We start from the raw sequence: 26,334 nt of genomic DNA on the forward strand, positions 1-26,334 counted from the left end.
TTTCGTAAATGAATGTCCACAAATAAGATAAAGTGAAACTTCATTTCGCGGGGCTTTTCTTCTCCACGAAATGATAATTAAACTGATCGGACTGTTACTCACTGCTGAAGTCCCGCTTAGAATTTTCGATTCTCTCTTCTGGAATCAGGAATCTTACAAAAGTCCTTCGATGGGACGAGTAATCGCAGTCCCAGTCAGTAACACCTTGATAAAACCGGATTATGCGTTTTTCATTATTTAAATATCCGTATAGACTTCTTTATAATTATGGCACATTCTTCCGTAGATTAAAACTATGCATTCTATAAGTTAAATGAAACTTTTTCCTCTAGTAAACATCCTTTACCTATTCCGTTTGATTCTTGTCAGGAAAAATCCATCTGTTTGAAAATCTTGGGGGAATAGTTGTAATCCTTCTGATGACCAGCCTGGCGCTTGTTTTAATGGTTCGGAAAGGTCCTCTCTAAAGGAGAGGTCCACACTAAATCCATCATTTTTTTCTATAAATTTCTGGATTACTTGGTTATTTTCTTCTTTGTCAACTGTACAGGTGCTGTAAATAAGCAACCCATCTGGTTTTAAAAGTTTTGCTGCAGCCTGCACAATATCCAGCTGAATGGCTGCAAGACGCTCAATATCTTGCACTTGTTTTTCATATTTTATTTCAGGCTTGCCGTTAATAACGCCTAAACCGGAACAGGGAGCGTCGATAAGAATCCGGTCAAAGCTTTCTTCTTCATACTTTTCATTAAGTTTTCTGGCGTCCCCTTGAAAGGCCGCTATCGAATGTAAATTCAATACTGCTGCTTTTTCTTCGATTAATTTCACTTTTTTCTGATGCAGATCATAGGCATGAATATCTCCCCGATCTGTCATTTTCTCTGCAATATGTGTTACCTTTCCACCCGGCGCACTGCATGTATCCAGCACTTTCATGCCTGATTCTAATTTTAATGATTCGGCCGCAAGCATGGAGCTTTGGTCCTGTATAGTTACGAACCCGTCCTGCAAAAGATTTGTTTTAAAGATATTTCCTTTTTCAATCAAAATACCCTGTGGTGAAAATTGGGATACTGATACCGTGAATCCTTCCCTTTCAAGCTGCTCCATAACCGTTTCACGATTTGTTTTCATAGGCTGAATCCGGATAGACATAGGGAAATGCTTTAAATTTTCATGGCACATTGCTTCGGTCCGTTCTTTGCCATACATTTCTATCCATCTTTCAACGAGCCAGATTGGATGGCTTGTCTCAACCGAAATTTGTTCCACAGGATCCTTTATCAAGGATAGGTCCGGCAGACCATTCCGCTGCATACTGCGCAATATTCCGTTCACGAAAGAAGCTATCCCTTTATGACCGCGTATCTTAGCAATTTCAACAGATTCATGAAGAACAGCATGATCCGGAATTTTTTCTAAATACACCATCTGGTATACAGACATTCTTAACAGCTGTTTCACCCATACATCTATTTTTTTCTTATTTTTAATAAATGGTGCTAGATAATAGTCAATGGTTATTTGATTTTGTATAGTTCCATAAACAACTTCTGTAAGTAATCTCTTATCTTTTTCAATTAAACCTTTTTGCTTTAATTCTTGATTTAACAGCAGATTGCTGTATCCTTTATCTTTTTCAATCCGAATAAGAACATCAAGCATGGTTTGTCTCAGTTGATATTTCATAATTATTTTATTCTCCTAGTATGACGCCGATTTGAATCCTGTCCCGGGAAGCCTGTAAATAATCTTTTACGTTCATGCGCTTCTTTCCGGCAGGTTGAATCTCCGTTATCTTTATACTTGTTTGCTGTCCACACTGCACCGTAAAAGAGGAACTGTCCTTCGCGATAATTTCACCTGTCGGCTTGGAAGACGAGCTTTCTGCTGCTTCTTCTCCCCACCAGATTTTCATTACCTTACCTTGATAGGTAGTAAATGCAACAGGCCAAGGGTGGAGTCCTCTTATTTGATTATAAATCTCCGCGGCGGAATTATTCCAGTCAATCTTTTCTTGTTCCCGTTTAATGTTGGATGCGAAGGTTGCTAATGCTTCGTCCTGCTTCTGAGGTGTTATTTTAGAAGCAAATAAATCAGGCAGCGTTTGAATAAGCAAGTCTGACCCAGCCTCAGCCAGCTTATCATGCAATGTGCCGACATGGTCTGTGTCTTCTATCTCTACTTCTACCTGCGTCAGGATATCTCCCGCGTCCAGTTTTTCCGCCATATACATGATGGTTACTCCTGTCTTCTGCTTCCCTTGTATAATGGAATAATGAATCGGCGCACCGCCGCGCAACTCCGGAAGCAGGGAAGCATGTACGTTTATTGCTCCAAAAGGGGCTATATCCAGCACCTCCTTAGGCAGGATTTGCCCGTAGGCTGCCGTTATAATCAAGTCCGGCTTTGCATCTGCCAGCGCTTGATAATCATTCTTTAGCTTTTCAGGCTGAAATACCTCTATACCATGTTTTAAGGCTTCTTCTTTGACTGGCGTCGGAGTGATGACTTTTTTTCTTCCTTTCGGCCGGTCCGGCTGAGTTACAACCAGAACAACTTCATAGTTATTTTCGATAATTTTTTGTAAAACAGGGACAGCAAAGTCTGGTGTCCCCATAAAAACGATTCGTTTCAAATTTATTCCCTCATTTCCTTCCAGTTATATAAATTGAAATTAATAGCTACCGCTACAACGGGTTTCATGGGGTGAGTAATCTTAGGCCCCAGAAAAACACAACGCTTTCCGTGGGCCCCGAGCTCATCTCCTTTAAAGAAGACTGGCTGATTGGCAAGCCGCCAGGCGCAGACAGAAGCATAGTCGCACTTATGCCCCGCGGGTAGAAAAAAAGAAGTTCGCTTTTTTTCTGCGGGGTCTTCCCTCCGCGCTTTCCCACGACGGACAGGACGTCCTAGTGTCGGTCGTTGGTCACAGGACGTGACCGTTCTTAGCCGACCAGGAGTCTCCGTGTTTTTCCTCCGGGACTGGGACTGCGGTTACTCGCCCCATCAAAAACCGTCGCTAGTTACTGTTTTCAATCATTATTTCGTCATTTTTATAAGAAAAATAAAGTGTAATTTCTTACTTCAATTTATATAGATTAAATTATGTTCAAAAAGTTCGATAAAAAGGACCGAGAAGATCGAGGCAGCGCAGCATTGAGTAGCGGAACGTATGCTTATAAATACGTGAGCAACTCTTTTAATGGGGCGAGTAATCGCAGCCCCAACGGAAATGCAAGCTAACGAGCTTTCACAGGATGTGGTGACTTCTGCGTTGTCCACAGGACGTGGACGTTCTTAGTAGAAGTTCCTTTTCTTCCATGTCATTTTTATTGGACTTTTTGAACCTCCTCACATCATATAATACGGCTGCATATCGATGAACAACTGCAGCGTCTGCTTCCGTATCTCATCAGCGTATGCCGATTGAATATGTTCTAAATAGTTTATTAAGTCAGGTTCATGCTTGTATTTTATCATGCACTGATACCGATATCTATCTTTTATCCGTGCAATAGTGGAAGGTGTTGGGCCTAAAATAGTTGTTCCAGGTGACACAATCTCACTCAGCTGCTTTACAATCTCCCCCGTAACCTGTACGGCCCGGGCATGATTTTCATGCGACACGGTAACCAATACAAGAAAAACGAACGGCGGATATTGAAATGCTTTTCGGACAGCCATTTCATGCTGATAAAAATCTAAAAAATTGTGGCCGGCAGCATATGTCACACTATAATGCTCCGGCGTATAGGTCTGCACAATTACATTACCCGTGAGCTCATGTCTGCCTGCTCTACCGCTTACTTGCGTCAATAATTGAAAAGTACGTTCGGAGGCACGGAAATCAGGAAGATGCAGCATCGAGTCTGCTGATAATACTCCGACCAATGTCACATCTTTAAAATCCAAGCCTTTGGCAATCATCTGTGTCCCTAGTAAAATATCTGCTTTCTTCTCTGAAAATTGTTTTAATAATTTTTCATGAGAACCCTTGCGTCTCGTTGTGTCCACATCCATCCGGATTACACGAGCTTCCGGCAGAAGCTTCGCCAAGGACTCTTCCACCCGCTGGGTACCTGTTCCAAAGTAGCGGATGGAATCACTCTCACAGGATGGACAATGTGCTGGAACCGCCTGTTCGTAGGAACAATAATGACATTTAAGCCGATGTGAGTTCTTATGATAAGTTAATGCAATATCACAATGCGGACATTCGGATACATGGCCGCAATCACGGCACATCACAAATGTCGAATATCCTCTGCGATTTAAGAGCAGTACAATCTGTTCTCCCCGCTCCATACAAGCCTTCATATTTTCCATAAGCGACGTAGAAAACATGGTCCGGTTGCCGGCATGCAGTTCTTTGCGCATATCGACAATCTCAACACTTGGCATTTGCTGCTGATTCGTACGGCTGGCAAGCGTTAACAGCTTGTAGACACCTTTTTTAGCTCTGGCATAGCTTTCTAACGAAGGCGTTGCACTGCCAAGCACAACCGGGCAGCGATGGCTTGCCGCTCTTTCTATCGCAACGTCCCGGGCGTGATATCTCGGCTGGTCTTCCTGCTTGTAGGTTGTTTCATGCTCTTCATCAATAATAATAATACCAATATTTGAAAAAGGAGCAAATATCGCAGAGCGGGCACCGACAACCACTTGGACCTGCTTTTGTTGAATTTTTCTCCACTCGTCATACTTTTCTCCAGCGGAAAGGCCGCTATGCATAACTGCTACACTGGATCCGAAACGGCCTTTAAAGCGGCGCACCATCTGTGGCGTTAACGAAATCTCCGGTACAAGAACAATCGCCTCCTGCCCTTTTGAAATCACATGCTGGATTGATTGCAGATAAATTTCTGTTTTACCGCTTCCGGTAACACCGTGTAATAGAAATATATTATCCTCTTGGTCCTCGATAGAAGTTATCACTGGTTTGATGGCCTCTGCCTGTTCCTCCGTCAGTTCGAATGCTTCTGTCTGTTCGATTGGCTGATTCTTATAAGGGTCACGGAATACTTCCTGCTGAAATGTCTTTACAATCCCTTTGGATACCAACGTTTTCACAGTCTGAGCAGAGGTGCCTAAAGTTTGAATTAATTTTGCCTGTTCGATCGGCTCCGGATTTCCCATAAGAAATTGAATCAGCTCTTTTTGTTTCTTTGCCTGCTTGGTTAAATCCTCTAACGCCTCCATGGCACGCATTTCTGATACATCCAATTGCACCATGGTCAGCAGTTTTTTCGTAATTCTTGACTTCACATGATAGTAAATCGTGATATTTCCAGCTTCTATTTGTTTTTGTAATTGATAATAGCTGATAGAAGAAGCTGTGAATTCTTCAAATGAAATGGATTCTCTGCCTGCAAACAAATCCTCTAATTCCGGGCTGAGAAATTCGTCTGTCTCCCGTACCAAATCCTTCGTGTACTGGGATTTTAATACCTGGGGCAGCATCGTTTGAAATACGGTAATATATAAGCTAAGTGTTTTTTTGGCGACTGATTTCCCCAGCTGGAGCAGTTCCTCTGTTAAAACAGGTGTTATATCTAACACCTCATGCAGTTCTTTTACTTTTGATAGATGTGTTTCCTTCTTTAATTGGACAACAAACCCCATAATCTTCCGCGGTCCAAATGGCACAGTGACGCGCATACCGGGAGTAATGATTTCATGATATTTTTCTGGAACTAAATAGTCGTATGTTTGATTCGTTGCACTTGTCGGCACATCAACGATGACACTGGCAATTTTCAAATGGAATCATCCTTCATATCTTGTAAAATACAATCTAAGAGCTGGGTCGCTATCTGTTTTTTGGAAGCCTGCTTCAATTCAATGACCGATTCCGCTTTATTAATGTAGGAAACAATATTTGTATCTCCTTCAAATCCTGCTCCCTCACGGCTAACATCATTGACAACAATAGCATCTAAATTTTTCTTCTTCCGTTTTCCCAGTCCATATTCAATTGGGGTATCTGTTTCTGCAGCAAACCCGACTAAAAATTGATTTTCTTTTCTTTCTCCAAGTTTTTTTAGTATATCCTCTGTCCGTTCCAGAGTTATTACATCATCGCCTTCTTTTTTCTTCATCTTAGATGTTTGTACCTCTTTGGGACGATAATCGGCTACAGCAGCTGATTTGATGACAATATCTTTATCAGCAAACTGCTCGTTCATCGCATCATACATTTCCTTGGCAGAAACAACATCGATTCGTTTTATCGATGGATGCTGCGCTTCTATCGACACAGGTCCGGCAACTAACGTAACATCTGCGCCCCGTTCTGCAGCTGCTTCAGCTAAAGCAAAACCCATTTTTCCGGAGGAGCGGTTGGTAAAGAAACGTACCGGATCAATCATTTCCTTTGTCGGTCCGGCAGAGACAAGCACCTTTTTCCCCTGCATATCGAGTGTTCTCTGCTGATGACGTTCCAATACAGAAATAATTTCCTGGGGTTCTTCCAGACGGCCTTTTCCGACATAACCGCAGGCTAAATAGCCATCACCCGGCTCGATAAAATGGTACCCCCACTTTTCAAGCTGTTTCATGTTTTGGATAACAGCCGGATGATCATACATATGCACATTCATGGCCGGAGCTATATATACCTCAGCCTGTGTTGCCAGCATGGTGGTGGAGAGCATATCATCTGCCTGCCCATGGGCCATCTTTGCAATAATATTTGCTGTTGCCGGAGCAATAATGGCGATATCCGCCCAGTCCGCCAAATCAATATGCGCTATTTTCTTTGGATTTTTTTCATCAAAGGTATCTGTATACACTGGATTTCTTGTTAATGCCTGGAAGGTTAACGGTGTAACAAATTCCGTCGCACTTTCTGTCATGATAACCTTCACTTCCGCACCAAGCTGTGTCAGCTTACTTGCAAGCGCACTTACCTTATAGACAGCAATACCGCCTGAAACACCTAAAAGTATTTTTTTCTGATGGAGCATGGAAAACATCCTCTCTATAATTTTTCTTCACGTATTCGTATGCTAAATAAGCATTTACATTTAAAAACATATTTCAACATTTTTTTATCTTCTCTATACATAGTTATAACATATAATAGGCTTTCTCTGCCGAATGAAGGCTTGAAAAAGAGGCTGGGCAAAATTTAAAACAACTCCGCTGCAAATAGAAAAACCTCTGCACCCCGAACAATTCTTATATGAAGAATTATTCGCTGTGCAAAGGTCTTTATTATTCTGTAATTTACATTTATTTTTTAATATAAAGCTTTCCAGCCTCAATTTCTTCTAATGCTTTCCCGACAAATTTATGCGATTTGGGACGGTCTACTAAAACTTCATTTGTTTCGCTCAGTTCTCTCGCTCTTCTGGCCGATAAAGTGACTAAGCTGTATTTTGATTTAATTCTCGTTTGCAGTGAATCAATAGAAGGTTCTAACATCATGATAACTCATCCTCCAAAATTTGCTTATATTGTTTTGCGATTCTTTCCCGCTTTAAATGCTCACTTTTGATAATTGCTTTTACTTTATCAACTGCTGTTTCTACCTGATCATTGACGACAACATAATCATAGGCATCCATCATTTCTATTTCATTGCGAGCTTCCTTCAAACGGTTTAAAACAAGTTCCTGTGATTCTGTACCACGATTAACGATACGATTTTTCAACTCTTCTAAACTAGGAGGGAATAGGAAGATAAATACACCTTGAGGGAAATTTTTCTTCACTTGCATTGCTCCCTGCACTTCTATCTCAAGAAAAACATCAAGTCCTTTTTCAATTGTTTCCTCTACATATTTTCTCGGAGTCCCATAATAATTATTTACATACTGGGCATATTCTAAAAGCTCGCCTTCTTCCACCAGCTTTTCAAATTCTTCACGGGATTTATAAAAATAATCGACACCATCGACTTCCCCGGTTCTTCTGTCCCTGGTTGTCATGGAAATAGAATATTGAAGATCTAGTTCTTCCTCAAATAATTTTTTACGAACTGTACCTTTTCCTACTCCTGATGGACCAGATAAAATAAATAAAATGCCTTTCTCTTTAATCAAACCATTTCCTCCTAATTTCCAGCTTCGTTATTCGTCTGCAATTTCATCGTTTGTCACAAGCCGTTGTCCTACTGTTTCAGGCTGCACTGCAGATAATACAACATGATCGCTATCCGTAATGATAACAGCTCTGGTACGTCTGCCATAGGTAGCGTCCACTAACTTATTATTATCTCTGGCGACCGTAATAATTCGTTTTACTGGTGCTGATTCCGGAGACACGATAGAAATAATGCGGTTTGCGGAAACAACATTACCAAAGCCAATATTTATTAAACTTAGATTCAAAATTTTTCCCCCTGTCATTTCTTTTCTATCTATAATAGTACCATTATACTGTATCTTTATTGAATTTTATACTATAAACTTTTTTGTTACAAGAGCAAAACCAAGAAATAGGAAAATAGAGTGAGATTTACAGGCTTTGAATTGCTTGGTTTATCCGTTTTATATAAGTGCCTGCAAATATTGTAATACACATTTTAAATAATGAAAACAGCTATCCGCCTTATCATAATAAATGGGATAGCTGTTTCCTGTCTTATTTTTTAGTAAATCCAAATAATACGGTCGGTAATGCTCCCAGTCCGACAATCAGGCACCAGTCAACCACAGACAAGCTGACGGTATGGAAAATCGGCTGAATCGGCGGGAAGTAAATAACAACTAAGAGCAGCAGCATGGACGACAGTACAGCTAAAATCAGGTATCGGTTTTCAAACAAATTTCTCGCAAAAATAGATTTTTCGCTGCGGCAGTCAAATACATGAATTAATTGTGCTACCACCAGAGTTGAGAAAGCAATGGTCTGCGCATAGACTAAATTGCTTAGGTCATTCTGGTAAGCAACAATAAATGCAATTAAGGTGACAACCCCAATCAAAATTCCCCTGCTGATAATCTTGTAACCGAGCCCTCGGGAGAAAATGCCTTCACGCGGATTCCGGGGTCCCCGCTTCATGACGTCTCCTTCCGCCTGATCCACACCTAATGCCATGGCCGGCAGTCCATCTGTCACTAAGTTCACCCATAGAATTTGCACAGGCACAAGCGGCAGCGGCAGTCCAAGCAGCATAGCAAAGAGCATCACTAAAATTTCTCCTACATTGGAAGCCAGCAGATAGCGGATAAACTTACGAATATTTTCATAAATATTTCTGCCTTCCTGAATAGCCGATTTAATGGTTGCAAAGTTATCATCCATTAACACGAGCGATGATGCTTCTTTTGTGACATCTGTTCCACTTATTCCCATCGCAATGCCTATATCACTTGCTTTCATCGCTGGTGCATCGTTGACACCATCTCCTGTCATCGCAACAATATGTCCTTTTTCTTGAAAGGCGTTGACGATTCGAAGTTTATGCTCTGGCGTGACACGTGCAAAAACATACGTATCTTCAATCGTATCCACTAATTCAGCGTCTGACATCTGTGTTAATTCTTTTCCTTCCAATACTTTCCCGCTCTCTGGAAGAATTTCTAAATGATTTGCAATTGCTCTTGCCGTATGCGCATGGTCCCCTGTTATCATTACCGTTTTAATTCCGGCTTCTTTACATTCGCGAACGGCTGCTTTTACTTCTTTTCTAGGAGGATCCATCAATCCATACAGGCCAATCAAGGTCAAATCCTCTTCCAGCAATGCTGTATCTAATGAATCGGAAGGGGATAATACCCGAAAACCTATCGCAATCGTTCGAAGTGCTTTTTCCGCCATCCCTACCATTGCTTGTTCTGTCTGTTTACTCTGTTCCTTTGTTAAAACAGTCTTTCCATCCTTTGTTTGAATATGGGATGACCTCGGCAGCAGCATGTCCGGTGCACCTTTTGTAATCAATAAACGCATGCCATTATCATCTTCTATTACGACACTCATCCGCTTCCGATCGGAATCGAATGGTATTTCTTTGATAATCCGAAAAGGCTGTTTATCATTTTCATGAAAACCAAATTTATATGCTGCAACAAGTAACGCACCATCTGTCGGATCGCCATCCACTACATTCTTTCCTTTTTTCGTAGAAATGGAGGCATGATTACACAGCATGCCATATAGCAGCATCGTTTTTAAATTAGAATGAGAATCCTCTACCTTCTTCTGATTATATAGAAAATCTCCCTGTGTCTGGTATCCGTCCCCGGTAACATATAATGTTTTTCCATTTATATATACTTCCTTCACTGTCATTTGATTTTCTGTCATGGTGCCTGTCTTATCCGAGCAAATGACGGAGGCACATCCTAGTGTCTCTACAGCTGAAAGCTTCCTTACAATGGCTTTCTTTTTAATCATCCGCTGGACGCCAAGTGATAAAGCAACCGTAACAATCGCCGGCAGTCCTTCAGGAATAGCAGCTACCGCCAAGGAAACTCCTGCTAAAAACATTTCATACATCGGGTGTCCTTGGAAAATACCTGCTCCGACCACGAGTATCGTTAAGAACAAGGCGACAACAATCAGGATTTTCCCCAGCTCGGCCAATTTCATTTCCAGCGGTGTAATGGTCTTCTTTGTATTATCCAACAACGTGGCAATCTGCCCCATGACTGTTTTCATTCCTGTACCGACAACAATTCCTTCACCTGATCCCCGTGTAACTAATGTCCCCATAAAAGCCATATTCACTTGATCCTGGGCTTCTAATCCGTCCATTCTAATTTCTTTGGTATGTTTCGCAACAGGAAGGGATTCTCCTGTCAAAGCAGACTCCTCGGTTTCCAGGCTGGTTGTTTTAATCACTCTTACATCTGCTGGAACCCTGTCCCCGCTTGTAAACCGGACAATATCTCCTACCACAATGTCTTTGGATGGAATCTTGACCCACTGTCCATCTCGTCTGACACTGGCTATCGGCGCAGATAATTCTTTCAGTTTTTCTAGTGAATTTTCTGCTTTCTGCTCTTGAAAATAACCAATGATTCCATTAATTAATACAATCACCATGATCGCAATCGCATCAATATACTCCCCTAATAATCCGGCTATCAACGTGGCAGCTAATAAAACTAATACCATAAAATCCTGAAATTGCTTTAAAAACAAAATCCATCCAGGTATTTTTTTCTTCGCTGCTAGAACATTCTCGCCGTATTGCTGACGTCTTTTCGCAACCTGCTTCTCTCCTAACCCGACATTCGATTTTACTTGTAATGTCTCTTCTAATTTTTCGGTTGTAAGCTGATACCATTTCATTATACATTCCTCCGGCAGACATAAATTGTACAAGCACTTAATCCATTTCTATGCCTCTACATCTAAAAAGATGCTATAATTGCCGATGAGGTGATTACTTATGCCATTCGACGGTATTGTAACAAGAGCGGTTACAGAAGAACTAAGAACGAAATTAGAAAGAGGAAAAATCAATAAAATTTATCAGCCATCGGAAACAGAGATTGTGATGACAGTCCGCAGCCAGTCTGTAAACCACAGCCTGCTTTTTTCTGTCCATCCTACCTATGCCCGTTTTCATATTACGAACGATTCCTACACCAATCCGAAAGAACCCCCTATGTTTTGTATGGTGCTGCGGAAGCATCTGACCGGAAGTGTTATTGAACAGATCGAACAAAAAGGAATGGAGCGGATCGTTACATTCACCATCCGGACGCGTAATGAAATAGGAGATATCAGTTATAAAAAATTAATTATTGAACTCATGGGCAAGCATAGTAACTTTATTTTAGTCGACCAGGAGAAAGGACATATTATTGACAGCCTGAAGCATGTCTCCTTATCCCAAAACAGGCATCGGATGATTTTGCCGGGACAGCAGTATCAACTGCCGCCTGACCAGTATAAGCTTTACATTTTAGAGACAGACAGCACATCTATTATAAAAAAATTAGATTTCAATGCAGGTAAAATGGATAAACAGCTGCTTGGGTTATTAGAAGGCTTTTCCCCATTTGTGACGAAAAAAATGATCGAGCACGTCCGACTCGGCACGAATCAAGATTTTGAAAATACGCTTTCTCTAGTGCAAAAGCAATTACAGGAAAATGATTATCAGCCTGCTATCTATCAGGAGCCAAAAGAAGATTTTCATGTACTGTCTTTTCCAGATGAACCAGCAGACACGGTTTTTGAAGAGGTCAATACGATGCTCGATGCCTTTTACTCCGGCAAAGCCGAGCGGGACCGGGTCAAGCAGCAGGCAAAAGACCTCTATCGCTTTATTAAAAATGAACAGGATAAAAACGTCCGCAAGCTGAAAAAACATCGGCAGACGGTAGAAAAATCTGAACGGGCAGATCACTACCAAAAAATGGGTGAGCTTTTAACTGCGCATATGCATTTAGTCAAGCCGAATCAAAAAGAAATCTCCGTTGTAGATTATTATGATCCGGATCAAAAAGAAATCACTATTCCGCTAAACCCAAATAAATCACCAAGCGGCAATGCACAGAATTATTTCAAAACCTATCAGAAGCTGAAGAATTCCCGTAAGATGATGGAAACAGAAATCAAACGTACGAACGAAGAAATCGTTTATTTCGATCAGTTATTGCAGCAGTTGGATGTAGCAAGTACTGATGATATTGAAGAAATTCGCGAGGAGCTCCGGGAAGAAGGATATTTGCGAAAACAGCGTGCTTCGAAAAAGACGAAAAAACCGCAGAAGCCAAAACCTGAAACCTACCAGTCTTCTGACGGCACAACGATATTAGTCGGGAAAAATAACAAACAGAATGAATACGCCACGATGCGGCTGGCACACCGCGATGATATCTGGCTCCATACGAAGGACATTCCCGGGTCACACGTAATCATCCGGGACAGAGAGCCAAGTGAAAAGACATTAGAGGAGGCTGCTGTTTTAGCTGCTTATTACAGTAAATCCCAGCAATCTTCTTCTGTACCGGTAGACTACACGTTGATTCGCCACGTAAAAAAACCGAATGGCTCGAAACCCGGGTACGTGACGTATGATAATCAAAAAACATTGTTTGTGACGCCGAAAAAAGAGATGGTGGATCAACTGAAAGTAAAATAAAAATCTGGTGTATCATTTCTCTGACGTGATACACCAAATTTTTATGAATAAAATATCATCCGGATTTATTGCCTAAACCAATCATTAAATTAGAGCCTTCTCCTTCTAAATGATAAACTCATACTATAATTATTAATTAAAATCATCTGGAAAAGAGGTTAAAATATATGAAACTTGTTGGAATATCAGGTGCACTTGCAGGAGATAAAACATCGATTGTTGTTAATCAGATTCTAGTCCACGCTCGCCGTTTCGATTCATCCATAAAAACAGAATTAGTAGACTTAAGAGATTATGAAATCGACTTTTTTAACGGTGCTCCCTTGGCAGACTATAATGAAGATACCTGGGATGTTGTTCAAAAAATTGCTTCCGCTGATTTCCTTGTGTTTGGGACTCCAATTTATCAAGCATCGATTTCTGGAGCGTTAAAAAATCTGTTTGACCACTTACCGGAATACACTTTTAAACATAAAGTAACGGGAATGGTTGCTACTGGATGGTCAGACCGGCATTTTCTTGTCATGGAATATCATCTAAGATCGATTCTGTCTTATTTTAAAGGCTTAGTTCCAACCGGGAATGTGTTTGTCCATAATAGTGCTTTTAATATGGACAGTGATGAAATTATTGATGAACGTGTTTTGGAAAGACTTCAAGCGCTTGGAGAGGAAATGGTTTCCTTGCAGCAGGGGATGAAAAATCAGTAATCTATGTATAAAAAAATCCAGCCTTTATCGGCTGGAATTTTTTTATACATAGATTTTTAAACTGCGGTCGGTTTCAGTTCAACATCAATATTACCTCTCGTTGCTTTCGAATAAGGGCAAAATTGATGCGCAGCTTCTGCCAGTTCTTCCGCTTCTTTCTGATCAACGCCTTCTATTTTGATATGCAGAGTTGCGCCGATTTTAAAGCCGTCGTCAGCAGGGTCTTTCATAAAATGAACTTCTGCTGTTGTTTCTGACGTAATATTTTTTCCCTGATTGGATGCCATTAAATTAAGTGCCCCATCATAGCAAGCTGCGTAACCAGCAGCAAAGAGCTGTTCCGGGTTGGAGCCTTTTTCATCTGATTTATTTCCGGCTGGATTAACTAAGTTAACATCGATAATCCCATCATCTGATTTTACATGTCCGTCTCTGCCGTTTTGTGCGGTTGCTTTTGAACTGAAAATAATATTACTCATTGAAATCACTGCTCCTTTATCATTTAATCTAATGGTACTATTACCTTTATTCATTTTCTTTAAACCTTTTTTTCTAAAGATACTTTATTTTAATCTGCGATAAAGTGAAACTTCATTCAGTGGGGGCCTTTTCATCTCCTACTGAATTTGAAAGGAACCAATCGGGCCGTTACTGGCTGTTAGATCTCTCACTTAGAATGTTCGATTTCCACCTATTCTTGAAGCGGGAGTCTTACAAAAGCCTTTTGATGGGACGAGTAACCGCAGTCCCAGCCAGTTACACTGCGACAAAATCATAATTTTCCAGCAGCCGAAGAAAATGATCGACCTGCGGGAGCTGGCGGATCCCTTCCTGGAAGCAGACCCATGTATCTCGGGTTACTGCCTTTTTCTCTAAAAATAAAGGAATATACGGATAGTGCTCCTTCAGATGATTTGAGACACTGCCGGGCAACACGGCCATGCCAATTCCCTGCTTCATAAACTGTTTACACGTTTCGATTTGATCCACGGTCATCTTTTTTTGCGGTTTAATGTAATTCTGCTGTTCAAACAACCAGCTGTCGACAAGCTCATGCATGCTGTCATCACTCTTAAAGGAAATAATAGGTCTTTCTTTTAAAGCTTGCTCCGGAAAAGGTTCTGTATCAAAAATATAAAGCGGGTCATCAAACAAATGAACTGAGGTCGTTTCTTTTAATTTCTCGCCGCGAATAATGCATACATGATATTGCTTATGATTTTGTTTGATATTTTCACTGATGCCTGTTACTAAATCAATCGTTACCTTGGGGTAGGCAGCAGTGTATTCCCCTAAAATGTCCGGCAAGTAACGCTGGCTGATCAACGAAGAACAGGCAATCGACAGCGTACCTTGTATCGCTTCACCCGTCTCCGCTAAACGATTTTTAAACAGCCGCTCCTTTTCCACCGTTTCTTTGGCATGCTGAATAATTTGTTCTCCAGCAGGTGTGGGTAATAAACGTTTTGATGTTCGTATAAATATCTCTTCCCCAAAATAGTTCTCCATGTATTTCAAACGCTGGGTAACCGCTGGCTGAGAAATGAGAATCGCTTTTGCTGTTCCCCTTATCGTGCCAATTTCATAGAGTTTTAAAAGGATTTCATAATCATCCATCCGCATAGCAAAAACCTCCGATAAGTACAGGTTATCATTTTTGATTATAATATAGTATTTTACTTATCCGATTATATCATATAACATCAGTTTAAGAAGACTTTCCAGCATGAATTGCTCATGAAATTTACTTTCTACTAAAAATTAAGAAAGGAACGGTGTTAAATGGATAAAAAATTGCAGAACAAAGAATTATTCACAAAAAGGAAGGATGCTTATGTCAACAGCCGTACACATAGCAACCCCGCCGCTTTACAAAAAATCGCGGAATGGTTAAAGCCATCCACTGACCAAATCATTTTAGATATTGCAACAGGAGGAGGTCAGGTCGCAAAAACGTTAGCTCCCATCGCCAAACAAGTTATCGCAACCGATTTAACCCCGTCCATGCTGACCGGTGTGAGGAATAGCATAAATGAAAACGATAACATCCTGCTGATTATTGCTGATGCAGAGGAACTTCCCTTTCTGGATGACTCTATGGATATTATCACCTGCCGTATCGCGGCCCATCATTTTCCACGACCTAAGAAGTTTATTCAAGAAGTATATCGTGTGTTGAAGCCTGGCGGAAAATGTTTATTTGTTGATAATGTAGCTCCAGAGGAGGATGCAGCTGATCAATTTTTAAATCAGCTGGAAGCCATGCGTGATCCCAGTCATGAACGTGCAAAAAAAATCTCCGAATGGAAAAAACTATTTTCTAAACATCCATTTACGTTACTGCAGGAGAATATACGGATAAAAGAGCTTCCTTTCCAAGACTGGCTTGACCGTACTGTAGATTCGGAGGAAGTACGCCAGCAGGTTACTCGTTTTATCGAAACAGCCGATGAAAAGCTGCAAGAAGCGATACGTTTACAAAAAGATGAAAATACCATTCTCTCCTTTTCCATTGATGAATGGATAAGTATGTGGGAAAAATAAAAATAAGAAAGGATGTGCCCTCTTTTACGAGTCACATCCTTCTTTCTTATTCTTATAACTCGCTTCTCCAAGCAAGTACTGTCTCTTTTTCTTTCTCTGTAAGCTTATTTTCTTCAATAAGTAATTCTAACAGCTGATCAAAACCGGTTATCGATTCATAAGAGAAGCCTGCTTCTTCAAAAGCTTTTTGGGCTCTTGGAAGTCCATATGTGAAAATGGAATATACTGCTGTAATTTCAGCGCCATCTTGTTTTAACGCCTCGGCAGATTGAATGGATGACCCGCCAGTGGAGATCAGGTCTTCAATCACAAGTACCTTTTTCCCTTCTACCGATGCCCCTTCAATCTGGTTGCCTTTTCCATGTCCTTTTGGCTTCGAACGTACATATACCATTGGTAAATCAAGCTCTTCTGCCAGCCAGGCTGCATGCGGGATACCTGCTGTTGCACAGCCGGCAATAACTTCCGGTTTGGTATCACTATTTTTCACCATATCTGCAAATGCTTGAACAATTTTTTTGCGGACGGCAGGATAGCTCATCGTTAAACGGTTATCACAATAGATAGGTGATTTAAGTCCAGATGTCCATGTGAAATAGTTATCTGCATTTAATTGTACGGCTTCAATTGCTAATAAATCTTTGGTTATATTATTCTCCATGCTGCCACTCCTTCATCACTTGTTCATACGCTTTTCTTGGATTTTCTGCTTTGGTAATGCTTCTGCCGACAACCAGGAAATCACTGCCCAGCTCTTTCGCTTTCTCAGGCGTCGCTACTCGTCTCTGATCATCCTGGGAAGAATCTGCTAAACGGATGCCCGGAGTGATGGACAAGAAGTCGTCACCACAATGCTTTTTGATTACTGGCACCTCATGAACGGAGCTGACCACTCCATCTGCTCCTGCTTCTTTTGCGAGTGCTGCAAAACGGATAACATTCTCTTCTACATCGCCTGATAAACCAAGCTCCTGCTCTAAAACATCATCATCCATTGAAGTAAGGATCGTCACTGCCATCAGCTTGGTAGATGAACCTGCCAGCCCCTGCTTCGCCTGATAAATCATCTCTTTTCCGCCAATCGCATGCGTTGTTACCATATCTACGTTCAAAGAAGCAATATTTTTCATTGCCTGATGAACCGTATTTGGAATATCGTGAAGCTTTAAATCTAAGAAAATAGGGTGGTTATCTGCTTTCAATTTTTCAATGATTGCCGGTCCTTCTCGATAAAAAAGCTCCATTCCGACTTTTACAGGGACGCCTGCAAGATCATTATCCTTTAAAAACCGTTCCGTTTCGGTCCATGTTGGAAAATCTAATGCGACAAAGACACTCATACCTGTACGCCCCTTCTATTAATTACATCTTGCACAGACGTATATTGATAGTTCATTAGTGTTTCTGGAAGCGCATCAATGATATCTACACACGCAAAAGGATTTTGGAAATTGGCTGTACCAATTGCTACTGCATCTGCACCAGCCTGCAGGAATTCCAGCACATCCTCGGCAGTAGAAATGCCCCCCATGCCGATAATCGGAATAGACACCTGCTGCCGCACTTCATAAATCATCCGGATTGCAATCGGCTTAATAGCCGGACCGGATAATCCGCCAGTCTGATTGGCAATCAGCGGTTTTCCAGTCGGCAAATGCAGCTTCATACCCGTTAATGTATTTATCATGGAAAGTCCATCCGCACCGGCTTCTTCTACGGCTTTTGCCATTTCGACAATATTGGTCACATTAGGGGACAGCTTCACATACACAGGAAGATTACTCGCCTCTTTCACTGCGGATGTAACGCGTTTAGCCATTTCCGGATCTGTGCCAAATTGAATACCGCCCTCTTTTACATTGGGACAGGAGATATTTAATTCTAATGCATGCACATCCTTAGTCTGATTAAATGCACTGGCTACAAAAATATATTCCTCTAATGAGCTTCCAGCAACGTTTGCGATAATAGATGTATCATATGCAGCAAGTCTGGGAACTTCATTGGCAATAATCCGCTCTACTCCCGGATTTTGCAGACCAATGGCATTTAACATGCCTGAAGAAGTTTCTGCAACACGCGGCGTCGGATTTCCAAAGCGTTCAAATTGCGTTGCCGCCTTCATAATAACAGCGCCTAACCGGCTTAAATCGTAGAATTCACTGTACTCCTTGCCAAACCCAAAGCAGCCTGATGCCGGCATAATCGGATTTTTTAATGTTAGTCCAGGCAATTTCACCTCTAGATTCATAAAATAACCTCCTGCGCAGAAAATACGGGACCGTCACTGCAAATCTTCTTATAGCTGTTATCCACCGTCGGCAGCACACAAGCCATACATGCACCGACTCCGCAGCCCATCCGTTCTTCCAGAGATACTTTTCCTGCCGCATCTTTTAATTCTGTGGTCACAGCGCGGAGCATTGGCAGCGGTCCGCAGCTGAAATATTGATCAAAGGCGCCCACTTCAGAAAACACATGTGTGACAAACCCTTGATGTCCATAGGAGCCATCATTAGTGACTACATACGTTTCCGTTATTTTCTGGAATGCTTCTTCGTAAAAGACATAATCCTTGGATTGAAATCCTAATACAGCAACAAGCTCCACATTCTTTTCACTCAAGCGCTTGGCGAGGTGGTAGATGGGAGGAACCCCAATTCCTCCACCTACTAACAGAATACGTTCTCCTTCTTGTACATCATCTACCTGAAAACCATTTCCATTTGGACCAAGTGCATCGACTGTCATTCCCGGCTGATAAGCTGCTAACGCTTTTGTGCCGCCGCCGACGACTTTAAACAAAATGGTGACGGTGCCTTCCTCTGAATTGACCTTGGCAATTGAGATAGGCCTTCTTAATGTAAAACCGGGGACAAGCAAATGCAGGAATTGTCCCGGCACAGTTTGCTGACTGATTTCCGGCTGATACAATGTCATTTCAATTGTTTCTTTGGCGATTGTATCAACAGCGATTACTTCCATTTCATGTCTTTTCTTCATCATTGCTTCACCTTTTGCTGGCTAATGGATTGTGCTGTAAATGTTGTGGAATCAATGACATTGATAATTGCATTCACCGTGTCTAAGCTTGTCAGGCTTGCAATGCCATGCTCTACTGCTTCACGGCGGATTAAGAAACCATCCGACCTTGGTTTTTGCCCAGAATTAAGTGTATTGATAACAAATTGGACTTTTCCTTCTTCAATGATGGATAATACATTCGGCTCGTCTACCCCTACTTTACCTACTTGAACAACAGGAATATCGCCTTCTTCCTGAATAAAGGATGCTGTCCCTTGTGTTGCATAGAGGACAAACCCAAGCTGATGGAACCGTTCTGCTACTTCCAGCATTTCTGCCTTGTCCTTATCGGCAACGGTCAATAATACGCCGCCTTCTTGCGGAACTTTTAATCCGGAAGCAATAAGTCCTTTATACAATGCTTTTTCTAATGTTTTATCATAACCGATTGCCTCGCCGGTAGATTTCATTTCTGGTCCAAGAATGGTATCCACACTGCGTAATTTTTCAAAAGAGAAAACTGGAATTTTGACAGAAACAAGATTCTGCTCAGGTAAAATACCAGTTTCATAGCCCATATCGGCTAATTTCTCACCTAAGATACATTTCGTAGCAATATTTGCCATCGTTACGCCGGTAATCTTGCTTAGAAATGGAATTGTTCTGCTGGCTCTTGGATTTACTTCAAGCACATAAACATCTTCATCACGGATAATAAATTGGATATTGATTAGCCCTTTTACGTTCAATGCGCTTGAAATCTTCACTGCTGCATCCAGACATTTTTCTTTTACAGCTTCACTTAAACGCTGCGGAGGATATACAGCCATCGAGTCACCAGAGTGGACTCCAGCGCGTTCGATATGCTCCATGATTCCAGGAACAATCGTTGTTTCTCCATCACTGATGGCATCTACTTCTGCTTCCATTCCTGTTAAATATTTATCGATTAAAATCGGATGGGCAGAATCCACACCATCTGATTTCGCTAAATAATTTTCCAGCTCTTTTTCACTGTATACAATTTCCATACGGCTGCCGCCAATAACATAAGAAGGGCGTACAAGTACCGGATAGCCAATTTCATTTGCTGTTTCAATTGCCTTATCTAATCTTGGTACTGCCTTTCCTTGCGGGCGAAGTAAGTCAAGCTCATCTAATAATACTTCAAATTTATCGCGATCCTCTGCACGATCAATTGCTTCCAGGCCAGTACCTAGGATTTTCACTCCGCGGCGTTCCAGTCCATCTGCCAGATTAATCGCAGTTTGACCGCCAAACTGCACAATCACGCCTTCTGGTTTTTCCAGTTCAATCACATGCATGACATCTTCCAGCGTAAGCGGCTCAAAGTAAAGTTTATCGGAAATCGTAAAATCAGTAGATACGGTTTCCGGATTATTATTCATAATAATTGCTTCATAGCCCAGCTCTTTAATTGCAAATACCGAATGCACGGTCGCATAATCAAACTCAATCCCTTGTCCGATGCGGATTGGTCCGGAACCAAGCACGAGGATTTTCTTACGTTCTGTTACTTCCGATTCATTTTCTGTTTCATACGAGCTATAGAAATAAGGTGTTTCCGACTCAAATTCTGCTGCGCAGGTATCTACCATTTTATAAACCGGGAAGAGATTGTTTTCTTTTCTTAATGCATATACGTCATCCAGCGGAACATCCCAGAGTCTGGAAACCTGCTCATCTGCAATGCCCAGCTCTTTTGCTGCTTTTAACACTGCCATATCGTTTTTATTTTCAATCAAGGCTTTCTCTGTTTCAATAATTTTATTTAAGCTGTTTAAGAAGAAACGGTCAATCTTGGTCATGTCAAAGATTTTATCGACCGAATAACCGCGGCGCAATGCTTCTGCCAAGAGAAAAATACGTTCATCATCTGCACGCTTCAAGCGTCTATCTAATGTTTCTTCATCTAAGCCCTCTGCTTTTGCAAGGTAAAGCTCTTCTGTTCCCATTTCCAGGGAACGTACACCTTTAAGTAAGGATTCTTCCAAATTACGGCCAATTGCCATTACTTCACCAGTCGCCTTCATCTGTGTGCCTAAACGGCGGTCTCCTGATGTAAATTTATCAAATGGAAAACGCGGGAATTTAGTAACCACGTAGTCTAACGCCGGCTCAAACATCGAATAGGTTTTACCGGTAATCGGATTGATAATTTCATCGAGCGTATAACCAACCGCGATTTTCGCTGCAATTTTGGCTATCGGATAACCTGTTGCTTTAGACGCCAAAGCAGATGAGCGGCTGACACGCGGGTTCACTTCAATAATGTAGTATTGGAAGCTGTATGGATCTAATGCCAGCTGAACATTACAGCCGCCTTCAATTTCTAAAGCACGAATAATTTTCAAGGAAGCATTACGCAGCATATGATATTCCCGGTCACTTAAGGTTTGTGACGGGGCCACAACAATCGAATCCCCTGTATGAATTCCTACCGGGTCGATATTTTCCATGTTACAAACCACAATTGCCTGATCCTTATGGTCACGCATCACTTCATACTCTATTTCTTTAAACCCTGCAATATTTCGTTCAATCAGACACTGGTTTACTGGAGAAAGCACCAGTCCGTTATGTGTGATTTCCTTCAGCTCTTCCTCGCTGTAGCACATTCCTCCGCCTGTACCGCCAAGCGTGTATGCCGGGCGCACAATGAGCGGATAGCCGATGGTATTGGCGAAATTAACAGCCTCCTCCACGGTATGTACAATTTCACTTTCCGGCACTGGCTCATCCAACTCATTCATCAAGGTACGGAACAGCTCTCTATCCTCGGCCTGCTGAATCGATTCCGGTGCGGTTCCCAGAAGCTGTACTTTATGATCTTCCAATACCCCTTTACGGACAAGCTCCATAGCAAGGTTTAAGCCTGTTTGTCCGCCTAATGTCGGCAAAATAGCGTCCGGATGCTCTTTACGAATAATTTTTGTTAAGAATTCTTCTGTTAAAGGTTCCATATATACTTTATCTGCAACTGTGTTATCTGTCATAATTGTTGCCGGATTGGAGTTGGCTAAAATAACCTCATAACCTTCTTCTCTCAATGCTTGACAAGCCTGAGTTCCAGAATAGTCGAATTCGGCCGCTTGTCCAATGACAATCGGGCCAGATCCAATCACGAGAATTTTTTGAATATCTGTACGTTTAGGCATGAATATGAACCTCCTGCTTCTTCACTTGCTGCTTCATCATTTTTAAAAATTCATCAAATAGATAATTGGTATCCTCTGGTCCCGGAGATGCTTCCGGGTGGTACTGTACCGAGAACGCCGGATACTTCGTGTGTCTTACTCCCTCTACGGTTTCATCATTGATGGCGATCTGTGTCAGTTCAAGCCCCGTATTTTCAAGGGAATCTGGATTTACTGCATAACTATGATTCTGGGAAGTAAGGTACGTTTTATCATTCTCTAAATCTTTCACTGGATGATTCGCACCGCGATGTCCAAATTTCATCTTTTCTGTATTTGCCCCGCAGGCTAAAGACAGAAGCTGATGTCCAAGACAAATTCCAAATATCGGCACCTGCCCGAGAATCTCTTTGATCATTTCAATCGCTTCCGGTACATCTTTTGGATCTCCCGGTCCATTTGTCAGCATGATGCCGTCTGGACGGAGACGCAGAATGTCCTCTGCACGATAGTTATAAGGAACCACCGTAATTTGGCAATCCCGTTTCGTTAATTCCCGCAGAATACCATGCTTTGCACCAAAATCAACCAGTACCACACGGCTTCCTCTGCCTGGAACAACGTAAGGCTTGCTTGTGGATGTCTGTTTTACTTGGTCTCTAGGAAATTCCGCATTTCTCAATTCTTCTACTGCTTTTTCTACATCTTCTTCCGCAGAAAGGATAGCTGCTTTCATCGTTCCATGCTTGCGAATAATCCGTGTTAATTTTCTCGTATCGATTCCGGCGATTCCGGGAATATTATTCGCCTTTAGGAAGCTGTCGATGGTCTCTTCATTCCGGAAATTGGAAGGCTGCTCACTATATTCTTTCACAATCAAACCATGAATAAATGGTGTCACTGTTTCATAATCGTCTCGATTGATTCCATAGTTTCCAATGAGAGGGTACGTCATCGTTACAAATTGTCCGCAATAACTTGGATCGGTGATAACTTCCTGATATCCAGTCATTCCTGTATTAAAAACAATCTCTCCCTTGGAAACTTCTTCGCTTCCAAAACCGTATCCTTCAAAAACTGTTCCATCTTCCAAAATTAAATTACGTTTACGCATGGTTGCCCTCCTCAAATACGACCTTGCCATCTACCATTGTCAGGACAGGGAATCCTGTTACCTCCCAGCCATGGAAAGGTGTATTTTTCCCTTTAGAAGCAAATTGATAGCGATCGATTTTTGCTGTTTTCCCTAAATCAATAATGGTTAAATCTGCTGGCGCTCCTTCTTCCAACGTTCCATAAGGAAGTCCGAACACATCCGCCGGCTTTTTCGTCATTCTATCAATCAATTCATGTAAATTTAGTACGTTTTTTTGTACCAGATGAGTGTATAACAATGGAAAAGCTGTTTCTAATCCAACAATTCCGAATGGCGCTTCTAAGAAACCATTTGCTTTTTCTTCCTCTCCATGCGGCGCATGGTCTGTTGCGATAGCATCCAGTGTACCATCTAAAAGCCCTTCAATCAGTGCTTCCTGGTCATCCTTTCCTCTTAACGGCGGATTCATTTTGAAATTTGCATCATTTTCGGTAATATCAGATTCATTTAATATTAAATGGTGTGGAGATGCCTCCGCTGTAACATGAATACCAGCTTTTTTTGCATCACGGATGACGCGAACCGATTCCTTCGTGCTGACATGACAAACATGATAGTGACAGCCGGCAGCTTCAGCTAACAGGACATCTCTGGCAATTTGTACGGATTCACTTAAAGATGGAATCCCCGGCAGGTTTAGGCGCTTGCTTACTTCTCCATCATGGGTTACTCCGCCATAGACCAGGGAATTATCTTCACAATGAGCAACAATTGCCGCACCGCATGCAGCTGCTTCCTTCATGGCCTGAAGCATTTGATTGGCAGTCTGTATACCTACCCCATCATCTGTAAAGGCAAAAGCTCCCTGCTCAAACAGCGCTTTAACATCTGTGCGTTCTTCACCTTTTAAACCTTTTGTAATCGAAGCGTAGGGAAGAACACGGATAACAGCATCCTCTTTAATTTTTTGAAGCAGCTGCTCCAATGTTTCCGGGCTATCCGGAACCGGATTCGTATTTGGCATTGCGCAAATAGTAGTATATCCTCCTTTGGCAGCTGCTTCTGTTCCTGTACGAATCGTTTCTTTATACTCTCCGCCCGGTTCACGCAGATGCACATGCACATCGATAAACCCTGGAGCAACAAGGTTATTCTTTGCATCAATTGTGTTATCCGCCTGCTCTGTTACTTCCGGGGCCACCTTTTTGATTTTACCGTCTTCGATAAGCACCTCACAGTTTACCAATTCATTAGATGATGTTAAGCGTTTTGCGTTCGTTAATTTCGTTTTCATTGATAATCCCCCATTCTTTTAATACATGAATTAAAATTGCCATTCTGACATAGACACCATTTTCCATCTGTTTAAAAATACGTGACTGTTTACTTTCTACAAGCCTGCTGTCGATTTCCACCCCTCTGTTGATTGGGGCGGGATGCATGATAATCGCGTGTTTCTGCATTTTTGCAGCTCTTTTCATTGTTAAACCATAGAGGGTGAGATAATCTGAAGTTTCTGCTTTATGAATATGACGCTCATGCTGAATTCGCAGCAGCATCACGACATCCGCTATTTCTACCGCCTCATCCATCGTGATATATGGATAATGTAAGCTGGTATCTTCAAATCCTGGTGCTGCACTCAAGTAAACTTCAGCTCCTAATTTCTCCAGAGCAAGCGCATTCGACCTGGCCACCCGGCTGTGCTTGATATCACCAGCGATAACAACCTTCCTGCCTTCAACATGGCCAAATTCCTGGTACATTGTCAGTAAATCCAGCATGCACTGTGTAGGATGCTCTTCTTTTCCGGAGCCGGCGTTGATAACCGGTATGCTCAAGTAACCTTCTTCTTCTATTTCATCTATCCAATTATCAGATGGATGACGCACGACTAACACATCTGCACCTATAGCTTCAAAGGTTTTCGCTGTGTCATATAAGGACTCTCCCTTGACAAGGCTGGAAGCTTCGGTATGAAAATCCAGCATCTCTAAACCAAGTTTTTTTTGTGCAACTTCAAAGCTCATTTTCGTTCTTGTGCTTGGTTCAAAGAACAGGTTGGCTGCAAATAACTGTTTATTCATGGTTCTTGGTGATTTTCTTATCAATTCGGCTTCTTTCAGAATTTGATTCATCGTTTCTTTCGACAGCTGCTGCATCGACATAAAATGTTTCACGATTCATCTCTCCCTCTTTGGTGTCATTCTTTAAAATTGATTTTTATTATACAAATATATGTGTTCAAAAAGTTGCTAACAGGTTTTGATGGGACGAGTAATCGCAGCAACGGTTTTAATAGACCGAGTAATCGCAGGTCTCAATGTTCTCAGGTTAGTGCGACCGCTACGGAAAAACACTACGCTTTCCATGGGCCCCGAGCTCATCTCCTTTAAAGAAGACTTGCTGATTGGCAAGCCGTCAGGCGCAGACAGAAGCATAGTCGCACTTATGCCCCGCGGGTAGAAAAAAAGAAGTTCGCTTTTTTTCTGCGAGGTCTTCACCCTGGGACTGGGACTGCAATTACTCGTCCCATCGAAGAGCTTTTGCGATTACTCGCCCCACCGAAGACCATTGCGCTTTCCCATAGGAGTCTCCGTGTTTTTACTCCGCTAGATAGGTTTTATTACTATCTATATCAAAATTAATAAAATTCATTAACCTGACAACATTGGTAACCGCAGTCCCATCGGATAAAGCAAGTCAACTAAAGAGCTCTTCATTTATCATTTAGTGACTTTTTGAACTTCCATA

General features: G+C 41.7%; 21 protein-coding genes. 3 read left to right on the forward strand and 18 right to left on the reverse strand.

Going from position 1 to position 26,334, the window contains the following annotated elements:
- Positions 1 to 342: 342 nt before the first annotated feature.
- The 8 genes from rsmB to MKY65_RS15515 all read right to left on the reverse strand — a co-directional run bounded on the left by rsmB (position 343) and on the right by MKY65_RS15515 (position 11,244).
- Positions 343 to 1,689 carry a 16S rRNA (cytosine(967)-C(5))-methyltransferase RsmB gene (gene rsmB / locus MKY65_RS15480; RefSeq protein ID WP_339178316.1) on the reverse strand — a complete coding sequence of 449 codons (1,347 nt, stop codon included), beginning with the start codon at positions 1,687 to 1,689 and terminating at the stop codon, positions 343 to 345.
- 7 nt (positions 1,690 to 1,696) lie between these two features.
- The gene (gene fmt / locus MKY65_RS15485) at positions 1,697 to 2,638 is read right to left on the reverse strand and encodes a methionyl-tRNA formyltransferase (protein ID WP_339178319.1); all 942 of its coding nucleotides are present in this window, start codon (positions 2,636 to 2,638) and stop codon (positions 1,697 to 1,699) included.
- A gap of 716 nt (positions 2,639 to 3,354) precedes the next feature.
- Positions 3,355 to 5,763 carry a primosomal protein N' gene (gene priA / locus MKY65_RS15490; RefSeq protein ID WP_339178321.1) on the reverse strand — a complete coding sequence of 803 codons (2,409 nt, stop codon included), beginning with the start codon at positions 5,761 to 5,763 and terminating at the stop codon, positions 3,355 to 3,357.
- Positions 5,760 to 6,968, reverse strand: a complete 1,209-nt coding sequence (coaBC, locus tag MKY65_RS15495; RefSeq protein WP_339178323.1) for a bifunctional phosphopantothenoylcysteine decarboxylase/phosphopantothenate--cysteine ligase CoaBC — start codon at positions 6,966 to 6,968, stop codon at positions 5,760 to 5,762. Before coaBC ends, priA begins: the two co-directional genes overlap by 4 nt.
- Positions 6,969 to 7,236: 268 nt before the next feature.
- On the reverse strand, positions 7,237 to 7,431 hold the full coding sequence (gene rpoZ / locus MKY65_RS15500) for a DNA-directed RNA polymerase subunit omega (protein WP_084613001.1): 195 nt from the start codon (positions 7,429 to 7,431) through the stop codon (positions 7,237 to 7,239).
- On the reverse strand, positions 7,428 to 8,048 hold the full coding sequence (gene gmk, locus MKY65_RS15505; RefSeq protein ID WP_339178326.1) for a guanylate kinase: 621 nt from the start codon (positions 8,046 to 8,048) through the stop codon (positions 7,428 to 7,430). The genes rpoZ and gmk overlap by 4 nt, the downstream gene beginning before the upstream one ends.
- A gap of 27 nt (positions 8,049 to 8,075) precedes the next feature.
- A complete protein-coding gene (locus MKY65_RS15510; RefSeq protein WP_042535126.1) occupies positions 8,076 to 8,336 on the reverse strand; it encodes a DUF370 domain-containing protein in 261 nt (86 codons plus the stop codon).
- Between the two features lie 253 nt (positions 8,337 to 8,589).
- Complete coding sequence (locus tag MKY65_RS15515) at positions 8,590 to 11,244, reverse strand: calcium-translocating P-type ATPase, SERCA-type (RefSeq protein ID WP_339178327.1); 2,655 nt, start codon at positions 11,242 to 11,244, stop codon at positions 8,590 to 8,592.
- A gap of 100 nt (positions 11,245 to 11,344) precedes the next feature.
- Here MKY65_RS15515 and MKY65_RS15520 point away from each other — a divergent pair, with 100 nt between their 5' ends.
- On the forward strand, positions 11,345 to 13,048 hold the full coding sequence (locus MKY65_RS15520; RefSeq protein WP_339178328.1) for an NFACT RNA binding domain-containing protein: 1,704 nt from the start codon (positions 11,345 to 11,347) through the stop codon (positions 13,046 to 13,048).
- A 167-nt stretch (positions 13,049 to 13,215) separates the two neighbouring features.
- Positions 13,216 to 13,758 carry an NADPH-dependent FMN reductase gene (locus tag MKY65_RS15525; RefSeq protein ID WP_193063344.1) on the forward strand — a complete coding sequence of 181 codons (543 nt, stop codon included), beginning with the start codon at positions 13,216 to 13,218 and terminating at the stop codon, positions 13,756 to 13,758.
- A gap of 56 nt (positions 13,759 to 13,814) precedes the next feature.
- Here MKY65_RS15525 and MKY65_RS15530 read toward each other — a convergent pair whose 3' ends face one another.
- Together MKY65_RS15530 and MKY65_RS15535 are read right to left on the reverse strand one after the other, a co-directional pair.
- The gene (locus MKY65_RS15530; RefSeq protein WP_042535135.1) at positions 13,815 to 14,237 is read right to left on the reverse strand and encodes an organic hydroperoxide resistance protein; all 423 of its coding nucleotides are present in this window, start codon (positions 14,235 to 14,237) and stop codon (positions 13,815 to 13,817) included.
- A gap of 277 nt (positions 14,238 to 14,514) precedes the next feature.
- Positions 14,515 to 15,381 carry a LysR family transcriptional regulator gene (locus MKY65_RS15535; protein ID WP_339178331.1) on the reverse strand — a complete coding sequence of 289 codons (867 nt, stop codon included), beginning with the start codon at positions 15,379 to 15,381 and terminating at the stop codon, positions 14,515 to 14,517.
- 159 nt (positions 15,382 to 15,540) lie between these two features.
- On the opposite strand from MKY65_RS15535, the gene MKY65_RS15540 reads away from it, so the two are divergent.
- Entirely contained in the window at positions 15,541 to 16,302 is a 762-nt protein-coding gene (locus MKY65_RS15540; protein WP_339178332.1) for a class I SAM-dependent methyltransferase, read from the forward strand.
- Positions 16,303 to 16,354: 52 nt separating this feature from the next.
- Here the strand turns inward: MKY65_RS15540 and pyrE are convergent, their stop codons facing one another.
- From pyrE to MKY65_RS15580, 8 genes are read right to left on the reverse strand one after another with little or no spacing between them, the layout of a single operon-like run.
- A complete protein-coding gene (pyrE, locus tag MKY65_RS15545; protein ID WP_042535141.1) occupies positions 16,355 to 16,963 on the reverse strand; it encodes an orotate phosphoribosyltransferase in 609 nt (202 codons plus the stop codon).
- Positions 16,953 to 17,642, reverse strand: a complete 690-nt coding sequence (gene pyrF / locus MKY65_RS15550) for an orotidine-5'-phosphate decarboxylase (RefSeq protein WP_339178338.1) — start codon at positions 17,640 to 17,642, stop codon at positions 16,953 to 16,955. Before pyrF ends, pyrE begins: the two co-directional genes overlap by 11 nt.
- Positions 17,639 to 18,553 carry a dihydroorotate dehydrogenase gene (locus tag MKY65_RS15555; protein WP_339178340.1) on the reverse strand — a complete coding sequence of 305 codons (915 nt, stop codon included), beginning with the start codon at positions 18,551 to 18,553 and terminating at the stop codon, positions 17,639 to 17,641. Before MKY65_RS15555 ends, pyrF begins: the two co-directional genes overlap by 4 nt.
- Positions 18,550 to 19,308 carry a dihydroorotate dehydrogenase electron transfer subunit gene (locus MKY65_RS15560; protein WP_339178343.1) on the reverse strand — a complete coding sequence of 253 codons (759 nt, stop codon included), beginning with the start codon at positions 19,306 to 19,308 and terminating at the stop codon, positions 18,550 to 18,552. The genes MKY65_RS15555 and MKY65_RS15560 overlap by 4 nt, the downstream gene beginning before the upstream one ends.
- Complete coding sequence (carB, locus tag MKY65_RS15565) at positions 19,305 to 22,505, reverse strand: carbamoyl-phosphate synthase large subunit (RefSeq protein WP_339178346.1); 3,201 nt, start codon at positions 22,503 to 22,505, stop codon at positions 19,305 to 19,307. The genes MKY65_RS15560 and carB overlap by 4 nt, the downstream gene beginning before the upstream one ends.
- On the reverse strand, positions 22,498 to 23,598 hold the full coding sequence (locus MKY65_RS15570) for a carbamoyl phosphate synthase small subunit (protein ID WP_339178349.1): 1,101 nt from the start codon (positions 23,596 to 23,598) through the stop codon (positions 22,498 to 22,500). Before MKY65_RS15570 ends, carB begins: the two co-directional genes overlap by 8 nt.
- A complete protein-coding gene (locus tag MKY65_RS15575; RefSeq protein ID WP_339178352.1) occupies positions 23,591 to 24,874 on the reverse strand; it encodes a dihydroorotase in 1,284 nt (427 codons plus the stop codon). Before MKY65_RS15575 ends, MKY65_RS15570 begins: the two co-directional genes overlap by 8 nt.
- Entirely contained in the window at positions 24,831 to 25,760 is a 930-nt protein-coding gene (locus MKY65_RS15580; RefSeq protein WP_339178354.1) for an aspartate carbamoyltransferase catalytic subunit, read from the reverse strand. Before MKY65_RS15580 ends, MKY65_RS15575 begins: the two co-directional genes overlap by 44 nt.
- Positions 25,761 to 26,334 lie beyond the last annotated feature (574 nt).

It is taken from the genome of Oceanobacillus sp. FSL W7-1293 (genome assembly GCF_037969815.1).
GTDB lineage: Bacteria > Bacillota > Bacilli > Bacillales > Amphibacillaceae > Oceanobacillus > Oceanobacillus oncorhynchi.

Excerpts from the sequence above, each read along its gene's own strand:
- MKY65_RS15540 (WP_339178332.1), top strand. The coding sequence starts at position 15,541 with ATGGATAAAAAATTGCAGAACAAAGAATTATTCACAAAAAGGAAGGAT.
- MKY65_RS15525 (WP_193063344.1), top strand. The coding sequence starts at position 13,216 with ATGAAACTTGTTGGAATATCAGGTGCACTTGCAGGAGATAAAACATCG.
- pyrF (WP_339178338.1), bottom strand. The coding sequence starts at position 17,642 with ATGAGTGTCTTTGTCGCATTAGATTTTCCAACATGGACCGAAACGGAA.
- pyrE (WP_042535141.1), bottom strand. The coding sequence starts at position 16,963 with ATGGAGAATAATATAACCAAAGATTTATTAGCAATTGAAGCCGTACAA.
- MKY65_RS15555 (WP_339178340.1), bottom strand. The coding sequence starts at position 18,553 with ATGAATCTAGAGGTGAAATTGCCTGGACTAACATTAAAAAATCCGATT.
- MKY65_RS15575 (WP_339178352.1), bottom strand. The coding sequence starts at position 24,874 with ATGAAAACGAAATTAACGAACGCAAAACGCTTAACATCATCTAATGAA.
- MKY65_RS15530 (WP_042535135.1), bottom strand. The coding sequence starts at position 14,237 with ATGAGTAATATTATTTTCAGTTCAAAAGCAACCGCACAAAACGGCAGA.
- rpoZ (WP_084613001.1), bottom strand. The coding sequence starts at position 7,431 with ATGATGTTAGAACCTTCTATTGATTCACTGCAAACGAGAATTAAATCA.
- MKY65_RS15535 (WP_339178331.1), bottom strand. The coding sequence starts at position 15,381 with ATGCGGATGGATGATTATGAAATCCTTTTAAAACTCTATGAAATTGGC.
- MKY65_RS15570 (WP_339178349.1), bottom strand. The coding sequence starts at position 23,598 with ATGCGTAAACGTAATTTAATTTTGGAAGATGGAACAGTTTTTGAAGGA.
- MKY65_RS15560 (WP_339178343.1), bottom strand. The coding sequence starts at position 19,308 with ATGATGAAGAAAAGACATGAAATGGAAGTAATCGCTGTTGATACAATC.
- MKY65_RS15515 (WP_339178327.1), bottom strand. The coding sequence starts at position 11,244 with ATGAAATGGTATCAGCTTACAACCGAAAAATTAGAAGAGACATTACAA.
- coaBC (WP_339178323.1), bottom strand. The coding sequence starts at position 6,968 with ATGCTCCATCAGAAAAAAATACTTTTAGGTGTTTCAGGCGGTATTGCT.
- MKY65_RS15520 (WP_339178328.1), top strand. The coding sequence starts at position 11,345 with ATGCCATTCGACGGTATTGTAACAAGAGCGGTTACAGAAGAACTAAGA.
- rsmB (WP_339178316.1), bottom strand. The coding sequence starts at position 1,689 with ATGAAATATCAACTGAGACAAACCATGCTTGATGTTCTTATTCGGATT.
- carB (WP_339178346.1), bottom strand. The coding sequence starts at position 22,505 with ATGCCTAAACGTACAGATATTCAAAAAATTCTCGTGATTGGATCTGGC.